Source organism: Microbulbifer sp. (genome assembly GCF_051659245.1).
Classification (GTDB): domain Bacteria; phylum Pseudomonadota; class Gammaproteobacteria; order Pseudomonadales; family Cellvibrionaceae; genus Microbulbifer.
Map to the genome: position 1 here is coordinate 1 of NZ_JBOFOC010000113.1, position 21,415 is coordinate 21,415.

The following is a 21,415-nucleotide window of genomic DNA, read 5'->3' on the forward strand; positions in this document are numbered from 1 at the left end:
CAATGCCACAGTTATTCATGTCAGTCCCCTTCTGGTTTAAGGCGCTTAGCGACCTTGTGTTTCAAAACTCAACCAGTTTAGGGGACTGACCTCCTACTGAGCTAGATCTTGGCTCGCCGCTTTATTACATCTCCTACAACAGCGTCAACTAGCGGAGATTGCAAAGATAGGCACGGCTTTCCGCAGCGAGGAAAAAGCCGGTCAGGGGCCTGTCGGTGCACAGGTACTGTGAAGGGCTCAAGCCCGCGAGGGATTTGAAATCGTGGGCGAAATGCGCGTGGTCGTAGTAGCCGCAGTGCTGCGCAACTTCCGTCAGCGAGAGTCGGGGATCGGCCAGGTATTGAAAGCTCTTCTGGAAGCGGATCATCTTCGTCAGCTGTTTCGGCGACAGGCCGGTATGCCGCCTGAATCGGGATTGCAGATGGCGGTCGCTCACCCCAAGCTCCGCGCAGAGTGCTTTGATGGCTGGCGGCTCGGGCAAAAACAGGGCGCGGACCGCCCGCTCCACCAGCCGGTAGCCGCGGGCGTGGGTACCTGCGGATTGCAGCTGGCGCAGCAGGTGGTTTTCCATCAGCCGGACAAAACTTTCGAACTCCGGTTTCCCGAAAACACCGTCGATGATCCGCTCGAATTCGCCGCCGAACAAGGCGCGTAGGTCGATGGACTGATCCCGCAGGTCGCAAATGGGCTCGCGGGTAAACGGCGAAAAACTGTGGGGATAGAACTTGATACCGAAATACCGCTGGCGCCCGCGGGTGAGCACCTCGTAGGGCCGGGTCATCTGCCCCACCAGTTCCACCGCGGGATTGGCGCTGAACCCCCGACCATCATCGCGCAGTACCCGGGCGTCCAGATTGAAGATGATTTCCTGGCAGCCGTCCGGCAGGGTGCGGTCGCGAACAGTCACCGCCTCGGCGGAATCAATCGCCCAGAAGCAGTTGATATAGGGACGGAGTTTCGCCCGGGGGGCCTGTTCGCGATAGTGCATTTTTTACAGGTTGCGATTTGCAGGTGCTCTCTATTAAATTTCTCCACGAATAAACGGTCTGACTAGATCCTGGTAATAGTTGAACGCTTTTTCGTGAAGGGCGGGATCGAGCGGCGGCAGTCCTGCTGCTTCCACGTTGACGCCTATCTGTCCGGGCTTCGATACCCCGGCAATAATCGTGGATACCGCCTCGTGATCGAGAATCCAGCGCAGGGCGAAGTGAACCATATCCATGGAACCGGGAAGCAGTTCGCGCAGCCCCTCGGTCAGTTCAACACCCTTCCCAAAGGGGATTCCGCCGAAGGTCTCGCCCACGGAGAACGCCTCGCCGTCGCGGTTGTAGTTGCGGTGGTCGGAGGTGGCGAAGCGGGTATCCCTGGTGAATTTTCCGGAGAGGAGCCCGGAGGCCAGCGGCAGGCGCACGATAACGCCCACATCCCTTTGCCGGGCGGCGTCCAGCAATTGCAGCCTGGCGTCCTGGCGGAAAAGGTTGAAGATGATTTGCAGGCTCGCCAGGCCATCCTGTTCCAGGCATAGAAAAGCCTCTTCAATGGTCTCGACACTGGCGCCGTAGTGGCGGATCAGTCCCTCGGATTTGAGGTCGTCGAGCCAGGTGAATATCTCGCCGTCCCCGAGAACTTCGGGGGGAACGCAGTGGAGCTGGGCGAGATCGATGGCTTCGACCCCGAGACGCTTTGCGGAGCTCTGCAGGCTCTCGCGAACGCCGCGCCGGGTGTATTTGTCGGGATAGAGCAGTGGTGAGCGTCCCACTTTGGTCGCCACTATCTGTCTTTGCAGCCCCTTCTGTTCGCGCAGGAAGCTGCCGACGCGCTGCTCGCTCAGGCCGTCGCCGTAGACATCGGCGGTATCCCAGAAGGTAACCCCGAGGCGCTCGGCGTCGGCGAGAATCGTCTCCGCGTCCCTGTCGGCGACGGGCCCGAAGTCGCCGCCGAGCTGCCAGCAACCGAGGCCTATCTCACTCACCTGATAGCCGGTTTTGCCGAGTCGTCTGGTGTTCATGGACTATCCCTTCTAAAAAATAACTGGCTGAAGCTCCCGGTGGGAGCCGGATGTCGGCGGCGATCGCGGAGAGCGGGTACAAGTGTTAAAGGCAAGCTGCCGGATGGGGCATGGGAGCACCGGTTGTTATTATTGTATCGGCGCGCCGGGCGCCGGCCGGGGCAATCCTGGTGACGCTACCATTCTGCCGGGCGGGTGGCAACCAGCCCAGCAGTCTTGAATCATGGAAATCAAGGAGTAAAACGGGGTTTTTTATACAAAATCTTGACATGCCTCGGGCTGCCGGGGTAAATACTTGTGGTAGCGATATCATTTTCGCCCGTGAACGGTATATCAACGACTAATGAAGAGCGGGTGCCGGCGACGCGAACAACGCTCACAATATAAATTGCAACCGGAGATGGAGAAAAGAATGTCGCGAGTGAGATTGCTACCGGGCCGGAGCGCCGCCGAAATTCTGTTGTTCCTTATCGGCACCCTGCTCACTCCCACCGTCCTGGCCCTGGGCGGTGTCCCTTACGTAACCACCGAATCGCAACCCGGTGCGGTGCAGCTGCACGGCGCCGGCCTGTATGTGGACAGTGCCGATCACAAGGGCGTACAGCGAGCGGCCGCCACCTTGGCAGGTGACCTGGAACGGGTCACGGGGCAGCGCCCGCAAATCCGCCAGGCGGCATCGCAAACCGGCGAAAAACACGCGGTAATCGCCGGCACCATCGGCAGGAGCGCACTGATAGACCAACTGATCGCCAGCGGCAAGATCGACCCCGCCGCCGTCGCCGATCGCTGGGAGGGCTACCACATCGAAACCGTGCAGCAACCGCTGCCCGGCGTGGAACGCGCGCTGGTGATCGCCGGCAGCGACAAGCGCGGCACCATCTATGGCATCTACGATCTCAGTGAACAGATTGGCGTCTCCCCCTGGCACTGGTGGGCGGACCTGCCGCCCGGGAAAAAGCCGCGCCTCTATGCGCGCGCCAACGTCCTCGTGCAGGACGCCCCGGCGGTCCAATACCGCGGCATTTTCCTTAACGACGAGGCGCCGGCGCTGAGCGGCTGGGTCAAAGAAACCTTCGGCGACTACAACCACGACTTCTACGAAAAGGTATTCGAACTGCTGCTGCGCCTGAAGGCCAACTACCTGTGGCCGGCCATGTGGAACAACGCCTTCGCCGACGATGACCCACAAAATATGATCCTCGCCGACGAGTACGGCATCGTCATGGGAACCTCCCACCACGAACCGATGATGCGCGCAGACAAGGAGTGGAACCGCTACGGCGAAGGGCCCTGGGAGTACTCCAGCAACGCAAAAAATCTCCGCGACTTCTGGAAGGATGGGGTAGAGCGCAATAAACCCTACGAGAGTATCTACACCCTCGGCATGCGCGGCCAGGAAGACAAGCCCATGAGTGAGGGCCAGAACGTAGCGCTGCTGGAGCAGATCGTGGACGACCAGCGCGAAATCCTCACGCGGGCTTTTGGCGATCCGCGCCGCGTGCCCCAGGTCTGGGCCCTCTACAAGGAGGTGCAGGGCTTCTACGAAAAGGGCATGCGCGTTCCCGAAGACGTGACCCTGCTCTGGTCCGACGACAACTGGGGCAATATCCGCCGCCTGCCCACTCCGGACGAGCGCGGCCGCAGCGGCGGCGCCGGTGTCTATTACCACTTCGATTATGTAGGCGGCCCGCGTTCCTACCGCTGGATCAATACAGTGCCCATCGCCAAGGTATGGGAGCAGATGAACCTGGCCCAGGCCTACGAGGCGAAGAAGATCTGGATAGTCAACGTCGGCGACCTCAAGCCGATGGAATTTCCCACCGAGTTTTTCCTGCGCCTGGCCTGGAGCCCGGAATCCTGGCCCAGAGAGCGACTGCGGGAGTTCGGCCGCCTCTGGGCCGCGCGCGAATTCGGCGCCGAATACGCGGAGGAAATCGAGGCGCTTGTGAGTGGTTACACCCGCCATAACGGCCGTCGCAAACCGGAGCAGCAGGATGCGGATACCTACAGTCTGCTGCACTACCGCGAGGCGGGGCGGATCGAGGCGGAGCTGGACCAACTGGTGGATAGGGCCGAAGTCCTGTACGGCAAGTTGCCGCAAAGCCGTCGCGATGCCTTCTATCAACTGGTGCTGCACCCGGTAAAGGCCACTGCGACCATCACCAAAATGTATACCGCCACCGCGCGCAACCGCCTCTATGCCCGCCAGGGCCGCGCCGAGGCGCAGGCCTGGGCCGACAGGGCCCGGGAACTGTTTCAGCAGGACGGTTTGCTGGAGGACTACTTCCATCGGGAGCTGGCCGGCGGCAAGTGGAATCACATGATGTCCCAGCCCCGGATAGGCTACACCCACTGGAACAACCCGCCCGCCAACACCCTGCCGATGCTGCACAGCTACGAGCCGCACGAGCAGCCGGATATGGGCGTGGCGGTGGAGGGCATGGCCCGCGCCTGGCCGGAGCCCGGCGACTACCGGCTGCCGGAATTCAGCCCCTACGGCCAGTCCAGCCGCCGCCTGGAAATCTACAATCGCGGCACCGCGCCTTTCGATTTCAAGATAGACAGCAGCGCACCCTGGATTCGTGTCAGCCGGGCCGAGGGCAGCGTGAAGGTGAGCGAAACCCTGGAAGTGAGTATCGACTGGGATGCGGCGCCCGCCGGCCGTATCGAAGGTCACGTGCATATCACCGGCACCGGCTGGGGCGGCGCCCGCGTGGGAGTCAGCGCCTTCAACCCATCGCCGAAACAGCAACGCGCGGCCAAAGGCTTCGTCGAGGCGGACGGCTATGTGTCCATCGAGGCCGGCCACTTCAGTCGCAAAGGCGGGGCGGACGGCATCGCCTGGGAGGAAATTCCCGGGCACGGGCGCACCCGCTCGTCCATGTCGGTGTTCCCGGTTACCGACAGGCGTTTCGATGAGCCGCAACGCGCGCCCTGGCTCGAATACGATGTCTACTTTTTCTCCACCGGTGAATTTGAAGTGAGCGGCTACGTCGCCCCGACGCAGGCAATCCTCCCCGGGCGCGGCCTGCGCTACGCGCTGGCGCTGGATGGCGGAGAGCCTCAGGTGGTGGATCTGCTCGAAGGTTTGGACAAGCACCAGTGGGCGCGGGAAGTCAGCGACGGCGTGCGCCTGGCGAAGAGCCGCCTGCAGGTCACCAAACCCGGATTGCACCGGCTGCGCCTCTACGCCCTGGACCCGGCGGTTACCCTGCAGAAAATCGTTATCGACACCGGCGGCCTCCAGCCCAGCTATCTGGGGCCGCCGGAGAGTGTGCGTCTCAACTAACCCGGCAATCAAATAGTTCGCCCGGTCGCTCCACCTATTCGCAGCAACTTCGGCCTCGAACAATTTGATTGTTACCCGCGGAATGTTGGCGCCAAAATCGCCGGGAGCGATTTTGTTTAGCTTTAGCTGACCGCAGGGCAAGCCCATGGAGGGGCTTCTCAGATATGCGAGGCGCGTGGCCTGCGCGAGAATTTTCTCCATCTCTCTCGTACTGACGTCGAATTTGGGCGCTACCATCCTGGCGAGCATTGTTTCCCATACAATTCATTGACATGCTGTAACAGCTAATGCAAAAATAATGATAGCGGTACCATTTTCCGGTAGTACACACGGAAATCAATAACAATGACGCCGCCGAGACGCTTCCAGAGCTGTTACAAGGGCGCTGCCGCGGCAACAGCCAAGAGGAGAGTTGCCGCCGCTGGGTCCACGGCGAGGCAGTCGTTGATAAAAATGAAAAAAATCCGTCCCTGGGCTCATCCAACATAATCTCGTCCGGCGCAAATAGCAGTCTCTTCTTCAGTCCCTCGCTGCTGGCAGTGGCCAAGCCTGTCCATTATGGAGGTAGAGGGTTCCAGCGCGAATGGTGGCACAAGTCGGTCGGGTTAATATCTATAACAATATCGGGATCAAATAATGTATAGCGTCTTCGACCGATATATTAAAAAAATTATTCTACTAAGTTTGTCAACTTTGCTTGTCGCCTCTTGTGGTGGCGGCTCCGGTAGTGGTGGGAGCTCGCCGCCAACTCCGCAACCGGAGCCCGACCCTCCGCCGGATGAACTCAAAATAACTATCGACTCCCAGCAGCGCTACCAGGAAATTGCCGGATTCGGCGCCGCCCTGCCCATGTGGACATCAAATATGCTCACTGTCAGTGAAGTGAGAACGCTGGTAGGCATCGGGGAGAGGGAGCTGGGATTATCCATACTCCGTACCATGATCGATCCGGACCCGGATCTCTGGTCCCGCGGGGTCGATAATCTGGTCGAGGCGAAGGTGTACGGCGATACCGTAAAAGTTCTCGCGACTCCCTGGTCGCCACCTGCCTATATGAAAGACAACGACAGCACCATAGGTGGTGGCAGGTTATTGTTGGATTACTACGATGATTACGCCCGGCACTTGAATGATTATGTTGCCTATATGTCCAGCCTGGGTATTGTTATCGACGTGGTCTCGGTACAGAACGAACCCGACTGGCACCCCGACTACGACTCCTGCGAGTGGTCGGGAAAGGAGTTGAGAGACTTTGTCCGGGACCATGGCAGTGTGGTGCAGGCGGATTTACTGGTGGGTGAGTCGCTGCGCTTTGACCGGGCCTATACCGACCCGAGCTTGAACGATACAGCCGCACTGGAACAGTTCGAGTTTGTCGGCGGCCACCTCTACGGCGCCGAAGACAGCGGTACTTTTACCCCTTATCCCCTTGCGGAAGAAAAGAATAAACAGCGTTGGATGACCGAATGGCTGATCCACGATGCGGATGGCGACGGTGCCGCGATATGGGGTGGTGCTGATCCCGATGTGTGGGATGAAACACTGGACGAGGTTCTGGGAAGCGTTCACAAAAGTATGGATGTCAACTGGAATGCCTATATATGGTGGTGGGCCCGCCGCTTTTATTCGCTGATCGGTGACGGCGAAGCGGCTTACGGCACTGTAAAGGGTGACGTGTTGAAACGCGGTTGGGCCTTTTCCCATTATGCCAAATTTGTTCGACCCGGATATGTCCGCATTGGCGCCAGTGTGGACCAAAGCGATGTCTACATCACAGCCTATGAGGGAGAGAACGAAATAGTCGCTGTTGTGCTGAACAGGTCGGAGCGAAACCTGGAAGATGTCGATCTGGAGATGACGGAAAGCATTCAGGCCGCCGATGCTTTTGTGACATCGATAACAGACGACCGAGCGCCGCTCGATATCGTTGTTGAGGGCGGACAGGTGCAACTGCCAGACCTGCCTGCCCGCAGTGTTGTAACGATAGTACTGTCAATAGAATAAAAAATGTAACTACTCACCCTAACAGTCCCCTCTCCCCCGTTGGGGGAGAGGGTTAGGGCGAGGGGGCGCTGTTTAAAGCCCTCTCCCCCGGCCCCTCCCCCGCAAGCGGGGGAGGGGAGAGTAGTTACTAAAAAATATCGTTATTGTCGGAGGGGTAGGGGATTTTTTCTATGACTGCTACCAATTGTCTGTGCGGAAAGGGGAGGTCGGCAGCCCTTCCCGGTTGAAGAGGTTCGCCCCTTCGGGGTTGTCCGCCCAGGCGTAGCGGACCGCCACCGGCTCGGGAACCTCGCCGCTCCAGACGACCACCTGGTTTCCTTTGATTTCGGCCTCGGCCCATACAAACTGCTTGTCCTTTCCCGCGATGGCAAATTGCTTCAGCTTGCCATTGCCCTCTGCGACCAGGCCGCTGCCGGTGTTGTAGAAGCTGAGCAGGGCCCTGCCGTTTTCCACTTTCATGGATTCGAAGCTCGGCCCGGAAAAGACGATTTCCTCCTCGCCATAGGCCACCCGGCGCGCGGCCAGCGCCAGCCGCTCGCCGACAGCCTTTTTGTTCACCGGGTGCACATCGTTCCATTCGCCAACATCGATCGTCACCGCCATCGCCGTGTTCGGCAGGCTCAGGGTTTTGTGCTGGGACTCCCGCAGCATCGCCCAATTGCTTTCCGAGGGCTCTTCCTTTGCCGGCATAAAGTTGGCCAGCTGCACGAACAGGAAGGGGAAGTCGCCCTGTTTCCAGTTGTCTCTCCAGTCGCGGATCAGCGCGGGGAAAAGGGTTGCATATTCCCCGGGACGGCCGGCGTTGGACTCACCCTGGTACCAGAGGGTGCCCTTGATCCGGTAGTTCAGCAGCGGATGAATCATGCCCTGGTAGAGACCGCCGGGCTTCCAGCGCACGAAGGTCTGTCCCTCCAGGGGCGGCATGGCGGTGCCCAGCCGGTACTGCCACTCGCCGCTCAACTCTATGCGCTCGTCCCCGATAAACAATGCGTAGGTCTTGTCCGGCACAAAACCGCCGCGCCCCCGCTCATTGGTGACGCGTATGTCGATGGTGTTGGCGCCCGCCTTGAGCAGGCCCGCCGGCACCCGGTATCTCCGCCGGGGGTACTGGTAGCCGGTATTGCCCACTTCCTCGCCATTAATAATGGTGGTGTCCGCGTCGACGATACGGCCGAGGACCAGGGTGGCGTCCCGGTCCGCCAGTCGTTGCGGCACCTCGATCTCCTTTCTGAACCAGACGATGCCGTGGGTTTTGCCCAGCGGTGTGTCCGCCCAGTAGCCCGGTATGCGCATACTGTGCCACGGTGTCTTGGAATCGCGCAGGCCCTTGTCCTGTTGGTTTGCCTGCTGGTACCAGTTGTCGATGCGTTTGCGGTCCGACTGCTCGATCTCCGCGATCAGCTCGTCGCTCTTGAAGCGCTGCAGTTCGGCGAAGTGCTCGGGAAAGGATTTCAGGGCCTCCTCGCTGAGCCAGGCCTCCGCGGGGGAGCCGCCCAGGCTGGCGTTGATCAGGCCGATGGGAACCCGCTGTTCCTTATGGGTTTCCTCTGCAAAAAAATAGGCGACCGCGGAAAACTTGAGAACATTTTCCGGGGTGGCTCTTTTCCATTCGCCGGATTCCAGGTCCGTTTCCGGCGTTTTGAAACTGTAGTGCTGCGGTACCAGGAATTGGCGGATAAAGGGATTGTCGGCCGCGGCGATCTCATCCCCGTAGTGGTGGGCGAGCCGGGACAGGGGATACTCCATATTCGACTGGCCGGAGCAGAGCCACACGTCGCCCACCAGAACGTCTTCGATGGAGATGGCGTTGTCGCCGCGAATTTCCATGGTGTGGGGGCCGCCGGCGTTCAGGTTTTTGAAGAGAACTTCCCACGCGCCCTCGCGATTGGTGACGGCGGTGTGCCGACGGCCGTTGAACTCTACGGAGATCTTTTCCCCCGGGCTCGCCCAGCCCCAGATTTTTACCTGTGCGTCTCGCTGCAGCACCATGCCGTCGCCGATCAGCTTCGGCAGGCGCACTTCCGCCTGGGTGGTGGCGGACAGCAGGCAGGCGGCGAGCAGTGTTAACAGGGATTTTTGTCGCATAGGCCGGTAACTCAATAAATAAGGCTAAATTAAGGCGTCTCAATAAAAACGGGCGCCTTGCGGCGCCCGAAGAAGCACAACGGAGAAATTAATTATTGCTCGGTGACCGAGATATCGTCTATGTAGATGGTCTCCACTTCGAGGGGAGTATTCTCGAAGTAGAGGCGCGCTTCGTTGACGGTGCAGTCCGCCGGAATCTCCAAGGTGCCGCTGAGTTCGGTCCACTCGTTGGCGGGAAACAATATGTCCGCGTTCTCGCCATCCTTGCCGGCTATGGCGGCGTAACTGTCATCCTCTCCCTCGCAGGCCAGCTTGCGGGTGAGGACGACGGATACTGCGTCCGGGCCTGTATGGCGCACCCAGGCGCTCACGTCGTAACTGCTGCCGGCGGCCACCTCGCCGGCCAGGTCGATGGACGGATTCGAGTTGGCGGTGCGCTCGGATATCTTCATGCTCTGGGCGCCGTCGTGGAACTGCTCGGTGGTCAGAGTCAGGCTGGTACCGCCGGTCCACCAGGCGCTCCAGCCCGAGAGGCTGGCGCCCTCGAAGCCGCCGTCGGCGATCAGGTTGTCGCTCGGTTCCGCGGGAGCGGGGGCTGTGACCTGGACATCGTCGATATGCACGTCAGTGCCGGTGGCTGTGTTTTCGAAGTAGATCAGCACTTCGGTGGGGGTACAGTCCGCCGGTATCGTCAGTTCGCCCTGGAGCTGGGTCCAGGTTTGCGGCTCGATGCTGTCCTCGTCGGTCACCCAACTGTAGTCGTCGCTCTGACCCTCACAGGCCAGCTTGCGGGTCAGGGTCACCCGGCCGGTGCTGTCGCCGCTGATCCACACCCAGGCGCTCGCCGGGTAGCTGGTGCCGGGTGTCAGGGCCGAGACGTCCAGGTTGTAGGCCGCATAGGCGCCACCGCCGAATCCGAAGGCGATCAGGCTGTGGGTGCCGACTTTCGCCTGGGCGGTGGATACTTCGATGTCGCCGCCACCCCATCCGGCATTCCACCCGGCAACGTTCTGCTCGAAGTCGCCGTTGGCCACCAGATTGACGTCCGGTTGGGGGGCCCCGGCCTCGCCGAAACGCAGCCAGTCGATATTGCCCACGTCGGCCACCTCGTTGAAGCGGATGTAGACATCGCGGCTGCCTTCGATCGCCGGCCACTCGGCTTCCGCGGTGGCGAACTCGCTCCAGCCGCCGGTGTTCGGCAGCGGCACAGAGAGGCTATTGCTGTTGTCCAGGCTGTCGAGGCGCACGGAGAGGCTGCCCGCCACGCCGCTGCCCTTGGCGTAGTTGACCGAGAAGCTGTCCCAGTTGTTCTTGAACTCCACCCCCTGGAACAGGATCCAGTCGCCCAGGTCGGTGTGCGAGACGATATCCCCGGAGGCCAGCACGCCCTGGCCCTGGTCGTAGAGTTCCGCCTCCAGGGTTAAGCGCAACTCATCGCCGGCCCAACCGGCGGGCTGGTACTCGGGCACCTTGGTGTCGCAGTCGCCCTCTTCGGCAATAAAGCAGCGCAACCACTCGAGCGCTGGCCGCTCGGTGCCGTCCGCGTTCAGCAACCAGGCGTTCGGGCGCCAGGTGCCGCCCTGGCGGTAGCCCCAGTGGGTGACGCCGGCCACCGCAGGGTGCTGCCAGAAGACGCTGAACAGGTCGCGCATTTTGTTGGCCTGGCGCGCGTTGTCGGCGAAGTCGATGTCCAGTTCGGAGACATAGATGGGCAGGCCGGTGGCGGCGAGCAGGTCTAGGTTGCTCCGCACGGTTTCAGCGGAGGTCTGCTCGAGGAAATGGGCCTGCACGCCTATGCCGTCGATCAGCTCGCGCTCCTGCAACAGTTCGATCACTTCCAGGTACTTCTCAGTGAATTCCTTCAGTTGCAGGATGTTGTAGTCGTTGAGAATGAGGGTGGAATCCGGGAAATGCGCGCGCGCCAGCTCGAAGGCGGCGATCACCCAGTCCCAGCCGGTGTCGCCGTCGCCGCCGAGGGCGTCTTTATAGAAGGCGGGGGCGTGCAGGGGCTCGTTGACCACGTCGATCATGTCCAGGTCGACCTTGCCCTCGCTGTCCTCGAAGCGAGCGGCCACCGCGGCCATCCACTCGTCGATTTCCTCCAACTGCTCCGCGGCGGGGAGACCCTCAAGCCAAGCCGGTTGCTGCTGGTCCCAGATCAGGGTGTGGTGCTTGTAGCGCAGTCCGTTGTTTTTGGCGAAGTTGTAGGCGGTGTCCAGCGCCTGCCAGTCCATCTGGTCGCGTGTGGACTCGACGCTGCCCCACTTGCCGGCGTTGCCGGGTGTCACTTGGTCGAAGTAGGTGGTCAGTTGCAGATAGTCGTTGTCGCTGTCGGTGGCGGTGCCGAAAAACTTCTCCTGTTTCGGCAGCACCATTACGGCTACCGAATCCGCCTCACTGGTGGCGCCGCCGTCGTCGGTGACCTGTAGCTCGAACACCAGTTGCGCCGCCTCTTCCACCGCGGGCGCGGTGAAGCTCGCCTCGGCGCCGTCCGTGGACAGGGTCACCGAGGGGCCTGAGGCCTGGCTCCAGTTGTAGCTGGCGATGCTGCCGTCGACATCGGTGCCGGAGCCGGTGAGGATGACGGCGTCCCCCTCGGCCACCGTCAGGTCGGCGCCGGCGTCGGCCACCGGTGGTGCGTTGACGTCGGGCGCCGAATCGTCCGGGTCCTCCGTTTCCTTGTTAGTGCAGCCGGCCGCGACCAGCGCGGCGGCGAGAAATACCACTCGAAAGAGATTAAATTTCATGGTCGATACCCTTCCCGTTTGTCCGGTGTTCCGGACCTTGTTGTTGTTAAATCGCTGTGGTGTGGAAATCGCAGGCTGGAGAGGCATGGACGTGGAGCGGCAGCCGCGGGGCTGCCGCTCCACCCGCTTCTTCCATCCTGCGAGAATCTGAGCGCGGGTGCGGGTACACAGGAAAATGGTGAAGGCTGTGTCGTCGCTGATGTCGCGCAAGTTTTACTGGTGCCTGTGAAATGGCGCCTGCCGCGCCGGTTATTTGTCGCTGAAGCCCGGTTCCTCACTATCTGGGAAATCCGTCCCATTAACGCTAACACTGCTAACACCATTTGGGAAAGCCGTTCCATCAACGCTAACATTGCTAACACCATTTGGGAAAGTCGTACCATCAACGCTAACACTGCTAACACTTCATGTAAACGTTTACAACATCGACGAGTCGCAAAAAAAATGCGCATTTATTTGAGTTGGCGTCAAAATCATCTATTTGTGCTGACGGTTAACTCGTCTATTTATTTTTTGTGCTGGCGGCTAAATCCTCCATTTGTGCTGGCGTCTAAATCCTCCATTTGTGCTGGCGGCTAAATCATTTATTTGTCAGCGAAGACAAAAAAACTTGACATCAGCGTACCAATTATCGGATTTTACTGAGCATATCTATTCTATTTGGCTGTTGGCTGAATCATTTATTTCGCCACCGAAAACAAAAAATCTTGACATCAGCGTCCCAATTGTCGGACTTTACTGGTAGCGGTAACAAAAAAGAATTCATCAATTAATAACAGCAAATGGCAGGGAACACCTTGGAGTTGGGTAGCCGGGCAACTCTGTGGATCAGGCAAGATTAAGTAATAGGGGAATTCCCGTGTTCAAGAAAAAAAAGCTATCACAAGTCATTATCGCACTGGCGGCATCCGTAAGTGCCCAGCAGGTGCTGGCCCAGGAGGCCGAGAAAAGCGAGGAATCTGAAAGCGCCTACGATGCCGAGCTCCTCGAGGAAATCGTGATCCAGGGTGTGCGCATCAACCTGGAAAATGCCCAGGACATCAAGCGCAATGCCGATACCTTCGTCGACAGTATCTCCGCTGCGGATATGGGCTCCCTACCGGATCGCAGCGTGCTGGAGGCCATGCAGCGCATGCCGGGTGTGGCCATCGAGCGCTTTGCCGCCTCCGAGGACCCGGACCACTTTGGCGTGGAAGGCTCCGGCGCCATCATCCGCGGTATGACCGCCACCCGCTCCGAATTCAACGGCCGCGACTCCTTCACCGCCAACTCCGGCCGCGGACTCTCCTGGCAGGACGTACCGCCGGAGCTGATGGGCGGCGTGGATATCTACAAAAACCAGTCCGCGGACATGATCGAAGGGGGTATCGGTGGCACCGTGAGCCTGCGTACCCGCAAGCCGTTCGATACGGCCGGGCAGACCTTCGCGGTGTCCGGGGATGTTTCCTATGGCGACATGACCGAAGAGTCCACGCCGACCATATCCGCGCTCTACAGCGACCGCTGGATGACCGATGTGGGCGAGTTCGGTGTGCTGTTGAACGCCGCGCATTCTGAGTTGCGGGGCACGTCCCACGGTATTCAGTCCGACGCCTTCCTCGAGTACGACGCCGAGGGCTTTGCCGGCGCGGAGGGATTCAATACCGTGTGGGTGCCCAACGGCTCCAACATGACCATGAAGAACGACGACCGTACCCGCAAGGGCTACGCCGCGGCCTTCCAGTGGGCGAACACGGAGGAAACAATCCTCGCCACCGCTCAGTTCATGCGCTCCGACGCGCGCCTTTCCTGGACGGAAAACGCGGTCAAATACCAGGGGGATTCCTACGACGGTGTGCGCCAAGTGGGCGAGTTGGAGGGCACCCGTTTTTCCTTCGGCGGCGACGGCATCTTCGAAAAAGGGATTCTGGTCACCGAGCCCGGCTGGCGCGGCAGCTATGCGCCGGGGGATGGGCAGTTCGGCTCCAAATTCCAGGCGGATACCCGCCACAAAGACACGCACACGATAGTGGACGACGCCGCCATCAACCTGCGGCTGACTCCCGACGAGAACTGGGAGTACAACTTCGATCTGCAGTACATCGCGGCGGAAACGGCGGAGGATGACCTGCAGCTAGCGCTCGGCCAGTGGGCGGCGCAAGTTTACGATACCACTGGGGATTCCCCCACCCTGATACTGCAGAATCCCTATCGACCCTACGACACCAGCGAAAACCCCAACTGGTTCCAGGACCCGGACAACTACTGGTGGCGCTCCGCCATGGACCACTACGAGCGCTCCGAAGGGGAGTCCGTCGCGGCCCGCTCCGATGTCACCTACCACTTCACCGAGGAGCCTTTCGGCCTTTTGCGCTCGGTGAAATCCGGTGTGCGCTGGGCCGAGCGAGAGCAGACGGTGCGCAACACTGGCTTTAGCAACTGGGGTACTATCGGCGCCGAGTGGAAAGGGGATATTGTCCCCCTGAGCGATCCGCGGGTAGCTGATCAAGGCTACGAATTTGTGGACTTCAGCGATTTCCACCGCGGCGATGTGCTCAGCGTGCCCGGCGATGGTTTCCTCTTTCCAACCGAGCAGTTGGTGAAAGACGTGCTCGCCGGACGCAAGGAGCTGTTCAACAATGCTCCAGACAACGATCCCTGGGTACCCTATTACGCGCGTGAAGATCTGGTGTCGAAAGGGCTCTTCCAGGCGCCGGAAGTCTACGATACCACCGAAATCAATCGCGCCGCCTATGTGCGCCTGGATTTCGGCTCCGATGAGACGACCCTGCGCTTCAACGGCAACATCGGCCTGCGCTACGTGGAGCTGGAGCGCGAGGCGTTGGGCTCTGTGCAGTACCCGGATTTTGTTGGTCTGCCTTACCCGGAAGGTGCGCCTGTGGATCTCAGCGATCAGGACGCCATTGATCAGTGGGTCACTCAGCCCGGCGTGGTAGGCCCCGATGGGCGCTTCGAAACCGAAAGCGATGCCGTGGCCTACGCCCGCGATCCCAACAACTGGCTCACCCCGACGGAAAAGGCCTTCGCCAACGACGCCTTTACCCTGGAGGAGACCGGGAGCAAATACAGCACCGTGTTGCCCAGTTTCAACCTGAAGCTGGGTATTACCGATGACCTGTTGGCGCGCTTCGCCGTATCCAAGGCCATAGCCCTGCCGGACATGTCCGAAGTGAAAAACCAGGCCGTGCTCGGCGCGCGGCAGCTGGCGGTGACCGTGGTGCCCGAAGACCCCAACGCGCCGCCCCCGGACGATGACGATGAAGAGGATGGTAACAATTTCCGCCAGATCGAGTCCGTGGCGCCGGTTTACTGGCAGGGCTCCGGCGGCAACCCCTCCCTGTGGCCGATGGAATCGGTGCAGTACGACGTATCGCTGGAGTGGTACTTCGCCAGTGTGGGCTCCTTGACCGCCTCGCTGTTCTACAAGGATCTGAGCGACACCTTCATCAAGGCCGGCGTGCCGCGCAACTTTGCCAACCCCGTCACCGGCCAGGTGCAGACGGTGGATTTTGAGACCACAGTGAATGCCGGCGATGGCTACATGCAGGGCTTTGAGCTGGCCTACCAGCAGTTCTACGACATGCTGCCCGCGCCCTGGGATGGTCTGGGGGTGCAGCTCAACTACACCTACATCGATTCCGGCCTCAAAAACAGCCGCCTGTCCGGGTTGGGAGATCCGGTTACCGGCGACAATCTGGAACCGGAAGCGGATCGCTACCCGCTGCCGGATATTTCCCTGCTGCCGCTGAAAGGCGTTTCCAAAAACACCTTCAATATCGTCGGCATGTACGAGAAAAACGGCTGGTCCGCGCGCCTGGCCTACAACTGGCGCGACAGGTACCTGCTCACCACCCGCGATGTCATCAGCAAGTATCCGCTGATGAACGAAGCTGCCGGCTTCCTGGACGGTTCCGTTTTCTACGACGTGAACGACAGCGTCAAGGTGGGGATGCAGTTCACCAACATCCTCGACACCCAGACCGAGACCACCATGATCCTGGACGATTTCGGTACCGAGGCGGCGCGCTCCTGGTTTGTGAGTGACCGCCGCGCGGCGCTGATCGTCCGCGCGACTTTCTGAAGGCGCGGCTCAAATCTGTAGGATGGGCAAAGGAGCGCAGCGACATGCCCATCATCCAGCGCGGATGATGGGCACGCTGCGCTTTGCCCATCCTACAAACTATTCGGCTTCTTGCAGTACCATAGCCATATGCCCGACAACAGAATAAAAAAAATCCTTATCCTCGGCGGCGGCACCGCCGGCTGGATGGCCGCCGCCGCCCTGTCCAAGGTGTTGCGCAACCGCTACTGTGAGATCCAACTGGTGGAGTCGGAGCAGATTGGCACCGTGGGGGTGGGCGAGGCCACCATTCCACAGATACTGCTGTTCAACAAACTGCTGGCGCTGGACGAAGACGAGTTCGTGCGCCGCACCCGGGCCACTTTCAAGTTGGGTATCGAGTTCGTCGACTGGCTGCGCCCCGGCAGCTCCTATATCCACGCCTTCGGCGAGGTGGGCCGGGATATGGAGGGCATACACTTCCACCACTACTGGCTGAAGATGCGCGCCCTCGGCCGGGCGCGCGATTTGTCCGAGTACACCCTCGGCGCCCAGGCCGCCTACAGCGGCAAATTTATGCGCTCCATCGACGCCGGTAACTCGCCACTGTCCAACATCGCCTACGCCTTCCAGTTCGACGCCGGCCTCTACGCGCGCTTCCTGCGCGACTACGCCGAACAGCGCGGCGTGCGCCGCACAGAGGGAAAGGTGCTGGGCAGCGAGCTGGACGAAAAGGGCTTTATCCGCGAAGTGGTGCTGGAAAACGGCGCGCGTATCGGCGCGGACCTGTTTATTGACTGTTCCGGCTTCCGAGGCCTGTTGATCGAGCAGGCGCTGCACACCGGCTTCGAGGACTGGACCCACTGGCTGCCCTGCGACCGCGCCCTGGCGGTACCCTGTGAGTCTGCGGGGGAACCCCCTCGCTCTTCATGCCCACCCACGATACCGCCCTATACCCGCGCCACCGCGCGCCGCGCCGGCTGGCAGTGGCGCATCCCGCTGCAGCACCGGCTGGGCAACGGCCACGTGTACAGTAGCGCCCATATGGACGACGGCGAGGCCGCGGATATTTTGCTGGGCAACCTGGAGGGCCGACCCCTGGCGGAGCCCAAGCTGCTGAAATTCACCACCGGCAAGCGCAAGAAATTCTGGAATAAAAACTGTGTGGCCATTGGCCTCGCCGGCGGCTTTATGGAACCGCTGGAATCCACCAGTATCCACCTGGTGCAATCCGCCATCGCGCGGCTGCTCGCTCATTTCCCGAACCGGGATTTCGCCCCCGCGGACATAGACGCTTTCAACCGCCGCTCGCACTTCGAGTACGACCGCATCCGCGATTTCCTGATACTCCACTACCACGCCAACCAGCGCGACGACTCCGATTTCTGGCGCCACTGTCGCGAGATGGAAATCCCCGAAACCCTCGCGCAGAAGATCGAGCAGTTCCGCCAGAACGGGCGCATAGCGCGCGACGCCGACGAGTTGTTCAACGAACTGAGCTGGCTCGAGGTGATGGTGGGGCAGGGCATAGAGCCGTGTGGCTACCACCCGCTGGTGGACGTGATGGACGAGGAGGAAATCCACCGGCGCCTGGAGGAAATCCGCGGCGTGGTGGCCAGATCCGTGGACTATATGCCCGCCCACGCAGAATTTATTCGCACCCACTGTGCCGCCCCGGCCTGATCCTCTTGCAGGAGCGGCGGGGCGGCCATCCGCCCATGGCGCGATCTTCTTTGCCTGGTGCTTGTATGTTAGCGATATCGCATTTATCGCCATTTGTCGCCGAATTCAACTCGATTTGCACCAAGCAACTTGACATTGGCGGCCTGCGGTACCAATGTTTAATGATAGCGTTATCATTTCCGTGGAGTGGGATCGGCTTCCACCCACGCGGTGCGCTACCGAAAAACAACATTCAATAATAAAAGCCGGACAGCTCCGGCCGGCGGTTCGCGGAAGGGCACCGGATCAGGAGACGATGATGAAAGATATCACCATAAGAACCCCACGTAGACTCAGCACCCATGGCCCCGGCGCACAGGGGATGGGCAAGTACATTGTCGCAGTGCTCGCTTGTTTTGCCGCCGTATGCGCAACTGTGGCCAGTGCGCAAACCTTGACTTCGAATCAAACCGGTACCAACAACGGTTACTTCTATTCATTCTGGACCGACGCACCCGGAACCGTCTCCATGACATTGGGGGCGGGCGGTAATTACAGCTCCTCCTGGAGCAATACCGGGAACTGGGTCGGCGGTAAAGGCTGGAACCCGGGTGGGCGCAAGACCGTAACCTACTCGGGCACTTTCAATCCCTCCGGTAACGGCTACCTGGCCCTGTACGGGTGGACGAGAAATCCACTGGTCGAGTATTACATTGTCGAGAACTGGGGCACTTACCGGCCCGGCGAGAGTGGAACCTATTACGGCACCGTTACCACCGATGGCGGTACCTATGACATCTACCGCACCCAGCGCGTCAATCAGCCCTCCATTGAAGGCACGGCGACCTTTTATCAGTACTGGAGCGTTCGCCAGCAAAAGAGAACCGGCGGTACCATCACAACGGGCAACCACTTCGATGCCTGGGCCAGCCACGGCCTGAATCTCGGCAGCCACGACTACATGATTCTTGCCTCCGAGGGCTATCAAAGCAGTGGCAACTCCAATATAACAGTGGAAACTGCCGGCGGCTCTTCCGGTGGCGGTACACCATCGGGCTCGGATATCGTTGTACGCGCCCGCGGTGCAAGCGGCGGCGAGCATATCAACCTGCGTATCGGCGGCAGCGTCGTGGCCGACTGGAACCTCACCACCAGCAATGCCGACTACACCTACTCCGGCGGTGCAGCCGGTGACATCCAGGTTGAGTTCGACAACGACGGCGGCGATCGCGACGTAATACTCGACTATGTGTACGTCAACGGTGAAACCCGCGAGGCGGAAGACATGGAATACAATACGGCCACTTACGCCAACGGCGAATGCGGCGGTGGCTCCTATGCCGAAACCATGCACTGCAACGGGGTTATCGGTTTTGGCGGAACCGGCGATTGCTTTAGCGGCAGTTGCAGCAGCGACACCATCGTCGTCCGCGCCCGCGGCACCAGTGGCAGTGAGCACATCAACCTGATCGTCGGCGGCACCGTGGTTGCGGATTGGACCTTGAGCACCAGTAGCCAGGATTACACCTATATCGGCTCTGCTTTCGGCAACGTTAACGTCGAGTTCGATAACGACGGCAGCGGCCGGGATGTCATTCTCGATTACGTGCTGGTCAACGGCGAAATCCGCGAGGCCGAAGATATGGATTACAACACCGCGACCTACGGCAACGGCGAGTGCGGCGGTGGCTCTTATTCGGAAACCATGCACTGCAACGGCGTTATCGGCTTTGGCCATTCCGACGATTGCTTCAGCGGCAGTTGCGGCAACTGATAGCGGATTGGTTTAGTTTTTGAGGGCGGAGCAATCCGCCCTTTTCCTGCATAGCTTTTGCTTACCTGGCACTGAGTTTAAGCGGAATCCCCCTGTAGGAGCCTGCTTGCAGGCGAAAAGGCTACGGAGCTCCGTTCCTGTTCGCCTGCAAGCAGGGCCCTACAAAGTAATCCCTTGGACAGGAGGGACCAACTACGCCTTTATCTGCAGGATTGGTACCGCTATCATCTCCTGCGCAACGGATGGCAACCATAAAAACGGAGTCAGTCATGTCACAGGCGGCATCATCACCGGCGGCACCGGCCGCGGTTCCCGAGCAGGCGGCTCCGGACAATCCCCGTCTCGCCCGCCTGGGCCTGAGCGAAAAAGCCGGCTTCGCCATCGGCGATTTCGGCTTCAACCTCTACTGGACCAGCATTGCCTCCTTTCTCGCGGTTTTCTACACCGACGTGTTCGGCCTGCCCGCCGCGGTCGCCGGCACCATGCTGCTGGTGACAAAAATCGTCGATGCGCTCACCGATCCGGTGGTGGGCGCGCTGGCGGACCGCACCCGCAGCCGCTGGGGCAAGTTCCGACCCTGGCTACTATTAGGCGCCCTGCCCATGGCCGCCGCCGGTGTCCTGACCTTCACCACACCGGATCTCGGCGAGAGCGGCAAGATCGTCTACGCCTATATCACCTACAGCGCCATGATGCTGGCCTACTCGGTGCTGAGCACCCCCTATTCCTCCCTGTCCGGGGTGATGACCGCCCACCCGCAGGAGCGCAACACCCTGATCAGTTTGCGCTTTATCGCCGCCTTTGCGGGCATGACCTTCGTCAACAAATACACCCTGCCGCTGGTGGAGTGGCTGGGGCAGGGGAACGAACAGCTGGGCTGGCAACTGACAATGGCGCTCTACGGGGCGATTGCCTGCGCGATATTCGCCGTTACCTTTTTCTTCACCCGGGAGCGCATAGTGCCGCCGCCGGCGCAGAAGACCCGCGTGCGGGACGACCTGCGGGACCTGCTGCACAACCGCCCCTGGCTGATCCTGATCGCACTGGCAATGGTGATCATGCTCACCATCACCCTGCGCGGCGGCTCCTCCTATTACTACTTCAAGTACTACGTGGAACGGCCGGACCTGATTTCCAACTACCTGGCGGCGCAGGCACTGGCGCTGGCCGCCGGCGCGGCGCTCACCCCGCTGCTGACCCGCTATGTGGACAAGACGCGGCTGCTGGTGATTCTGATGGCGATTGTCGGCACTTTATCGGTGGCCTTTTATTTCGTGCCGAGGGATGCCATCTGGCTGATGTTCACCCTGAATATCCTGATCAGCCTGGCCCTGGGGCCGAAATCGCCCCTGGCCTGGTCCATGTATGCGGACAGCGCCGACTACAACGAATGGCGCACCGGCCGGCGCGCCACCGCCATGACCTTTTCCGCCGCCACCTGCGCGCAAAAACTGGGCGGCGCCCTGGGCTCGGCATTGATGTTGTGGACCCTGGCTGTCTTCGGTTACGTGGCGAACCAGGCGCAGGCCTCGCAAACCGGTATCGCCCTGCTGCAGACGGTGGTCCCCGGCGTCTTCGCCCTGCTGGCCGCGCTGTTGGTGAGCTTCTATCCCCTGAACAACGCAAGGCTGGAAAAAATCCAGGCCCAAATCCGGGAGAGGGAACGCGCGCGTGAGTAGAACCGGACATCTGTAGGAGCGGCGGGGCGGCCATCCGACATGCCCGCGATCGACCTCTCTTCGTCGCGAGGCCGATCGCGGGGCTCCTACAGTGTGGTTCCTCTAAA

Annotated in this window: 10 protein-coding genes and 1 pseudogene; 7 read left to right on the forward strand and 4 right to left on the reverse strand. The window is 60.5% G+C overall.

All coding sequences use genetic code 11. From position 1 onward, the window contains the following. Nucleotides 1-148: 148 nt before the first annotated feature. Together ACRC0P_RS11745 and ACRC0P_RS11750 are read right to left on the reverse strand one after the other, a co-directional pair. On the reverse strand, nt 149-988 hold the full coding sequence (locus ACRC0P_RS11745; protein ID WP_438631089.1) for a DUF6597 domain-containing transcriptional factor: 840 nt from the start codon (nt 986-988) through the stop codon (nt 149-151). A 33-nt stretch (nt 989-1,021) separates the two neighbouring features. Further along, complete coding sequence (locus tag ACRC0P_RS11750) at nt 1,022-2,008, reverse strand: aldo/keto reductase (protein WP_438631091.1); 987 nt, start codon at nt 2,006-2,008, stop codon at nt 1,022-1,024. Nucleotides 2,009-2,420: 412 nt separating this feature from the next. On the opposite strand from ACRC0P_RS11750, the gene ACRC0P_RS11755 reads away from it, so the two are divergent. Continuing rightward, a complete protein-coding gene (locus tag ACRC0P_RS11755; protein WP_438631093.1) occupies nt 2,421-5,297 on the forward strand; it encodes a glycosyl hydrolase 115 family protein in 2,877 nt (958 codons plus the stop codon). Nucleotides 5,298-5,933: 636 nt separating this feature from the next. Further along, nucleotides 5,934-7,301, forward strand: a complete 1,368-nt coding sequence (locus tag ACRC0P_RS11760) for a glycoside hydrolase family 5 (protein ID WP_438631095.1) — start codon at nt 5,934-5,936, stop codon at nt 7,299-7,301. A gap of 177 nt (nt 7,302-7,478) precedes the next feature. On the opposite strand, the gene ACRC0P_RS11765 is transcribed toward ACRC0P_RS11760, so the two are convergent. Together ACRC0P_RS11765 and ACRC0P_RS11770 are read right to left on the reverse strand one after the other, a co-directional pair. Further along, complete coding sequence (locus ACRC0P_RS11765) at nt 7,479-9,386, reverse strand: sialate O-acetylesterase (RefSeq protein ID WP_438631097.1); 1,908 nt, start codon at nt 9,384-9,386, stop codon at nt 7,479-7,481. Nucleotides 9,387-9,478: 92 nt separating this feature from the next. Next, the gene (locus ACRC0P_RS11770) at nt 9,479-12,133 is read right to left on the reverse strand and encodes an endo-1,4-beta-xylanase (protein ID WP_438631099.1); all 2,655 of its coding nucleotides are present in this window, start codon (nt 12,131-12,133) and stop codon (nt 9,479-9,481) included. 18 nt (nt 12,134-12,151) lie between these two features. Here ACRC0P_RS11770 and ACRC0P_RS11775 point away from each other — a divergent pair, with 18 nt between their 5' ends. The 5 genes and pseudogenes from ACRC0P_RS11775 (at nt 12,152) to ACRC0P_RS11795 (ending at nt 21,308) form a co-directional block, all read left to right on the forward strand. Continuing rightward, a complete protein-coding gene (locus ACRC0P_RS11775) occupies nt 12,152-12,712 on the forward strand; it encodes a hypothetical protein (RefSeq protein WP_438631101.1) in 561 nt (186 codons plus the stop codon). Between the two features lie 280 nt (nt 12,713-12,992). Further along, nucleotides 12,993-16,214 (forward strand): TonB-dependent receptor, encoded by a 3,222-nt coding sequence (locus ACRC0P_RS11780; protein ID WP_438631103.1) that lies wholly within the window; start codon nt 12,993-12,995, stop codon nt 16,212-16,214. A gap of 129 nt (nt 16,215-16,343) precedes the next feature. Then, nucleotides 16,344-17,876 (forward strand): tryptophan halogenase family protein, encoded by a 1,533-nt coding sequence (locus ACRC0P_RS11785; RefSeq protein ID WP_438631105.1) that lies wholly within the window; start codon nt 16,344-16,346, stop codon nt 17,874-17,876. 361 nt (nt 17,877-18,237) lie between these two features. After that, nucleotides 18,238-19,308: pseudogene (locus ACRC0P_RS11790) on the forward strand (glycoside hydrolase family 11 protein); the annotation flags it as partial. 590 nt (nt 19,309-19,898) lie between these two features. Further along, nucleotides 19,899-21,308, forward strand: a complete 1,410-nt coding sequence (locus ACRC0P_RS11795; protein WP_438631107.1) for an MFS transporter — start codon at nt 19,899-19,901, stop codon at nt 21,306-21,308. Nucleotides 21,309-21,415: the final 107 nt, after the last annotated feature.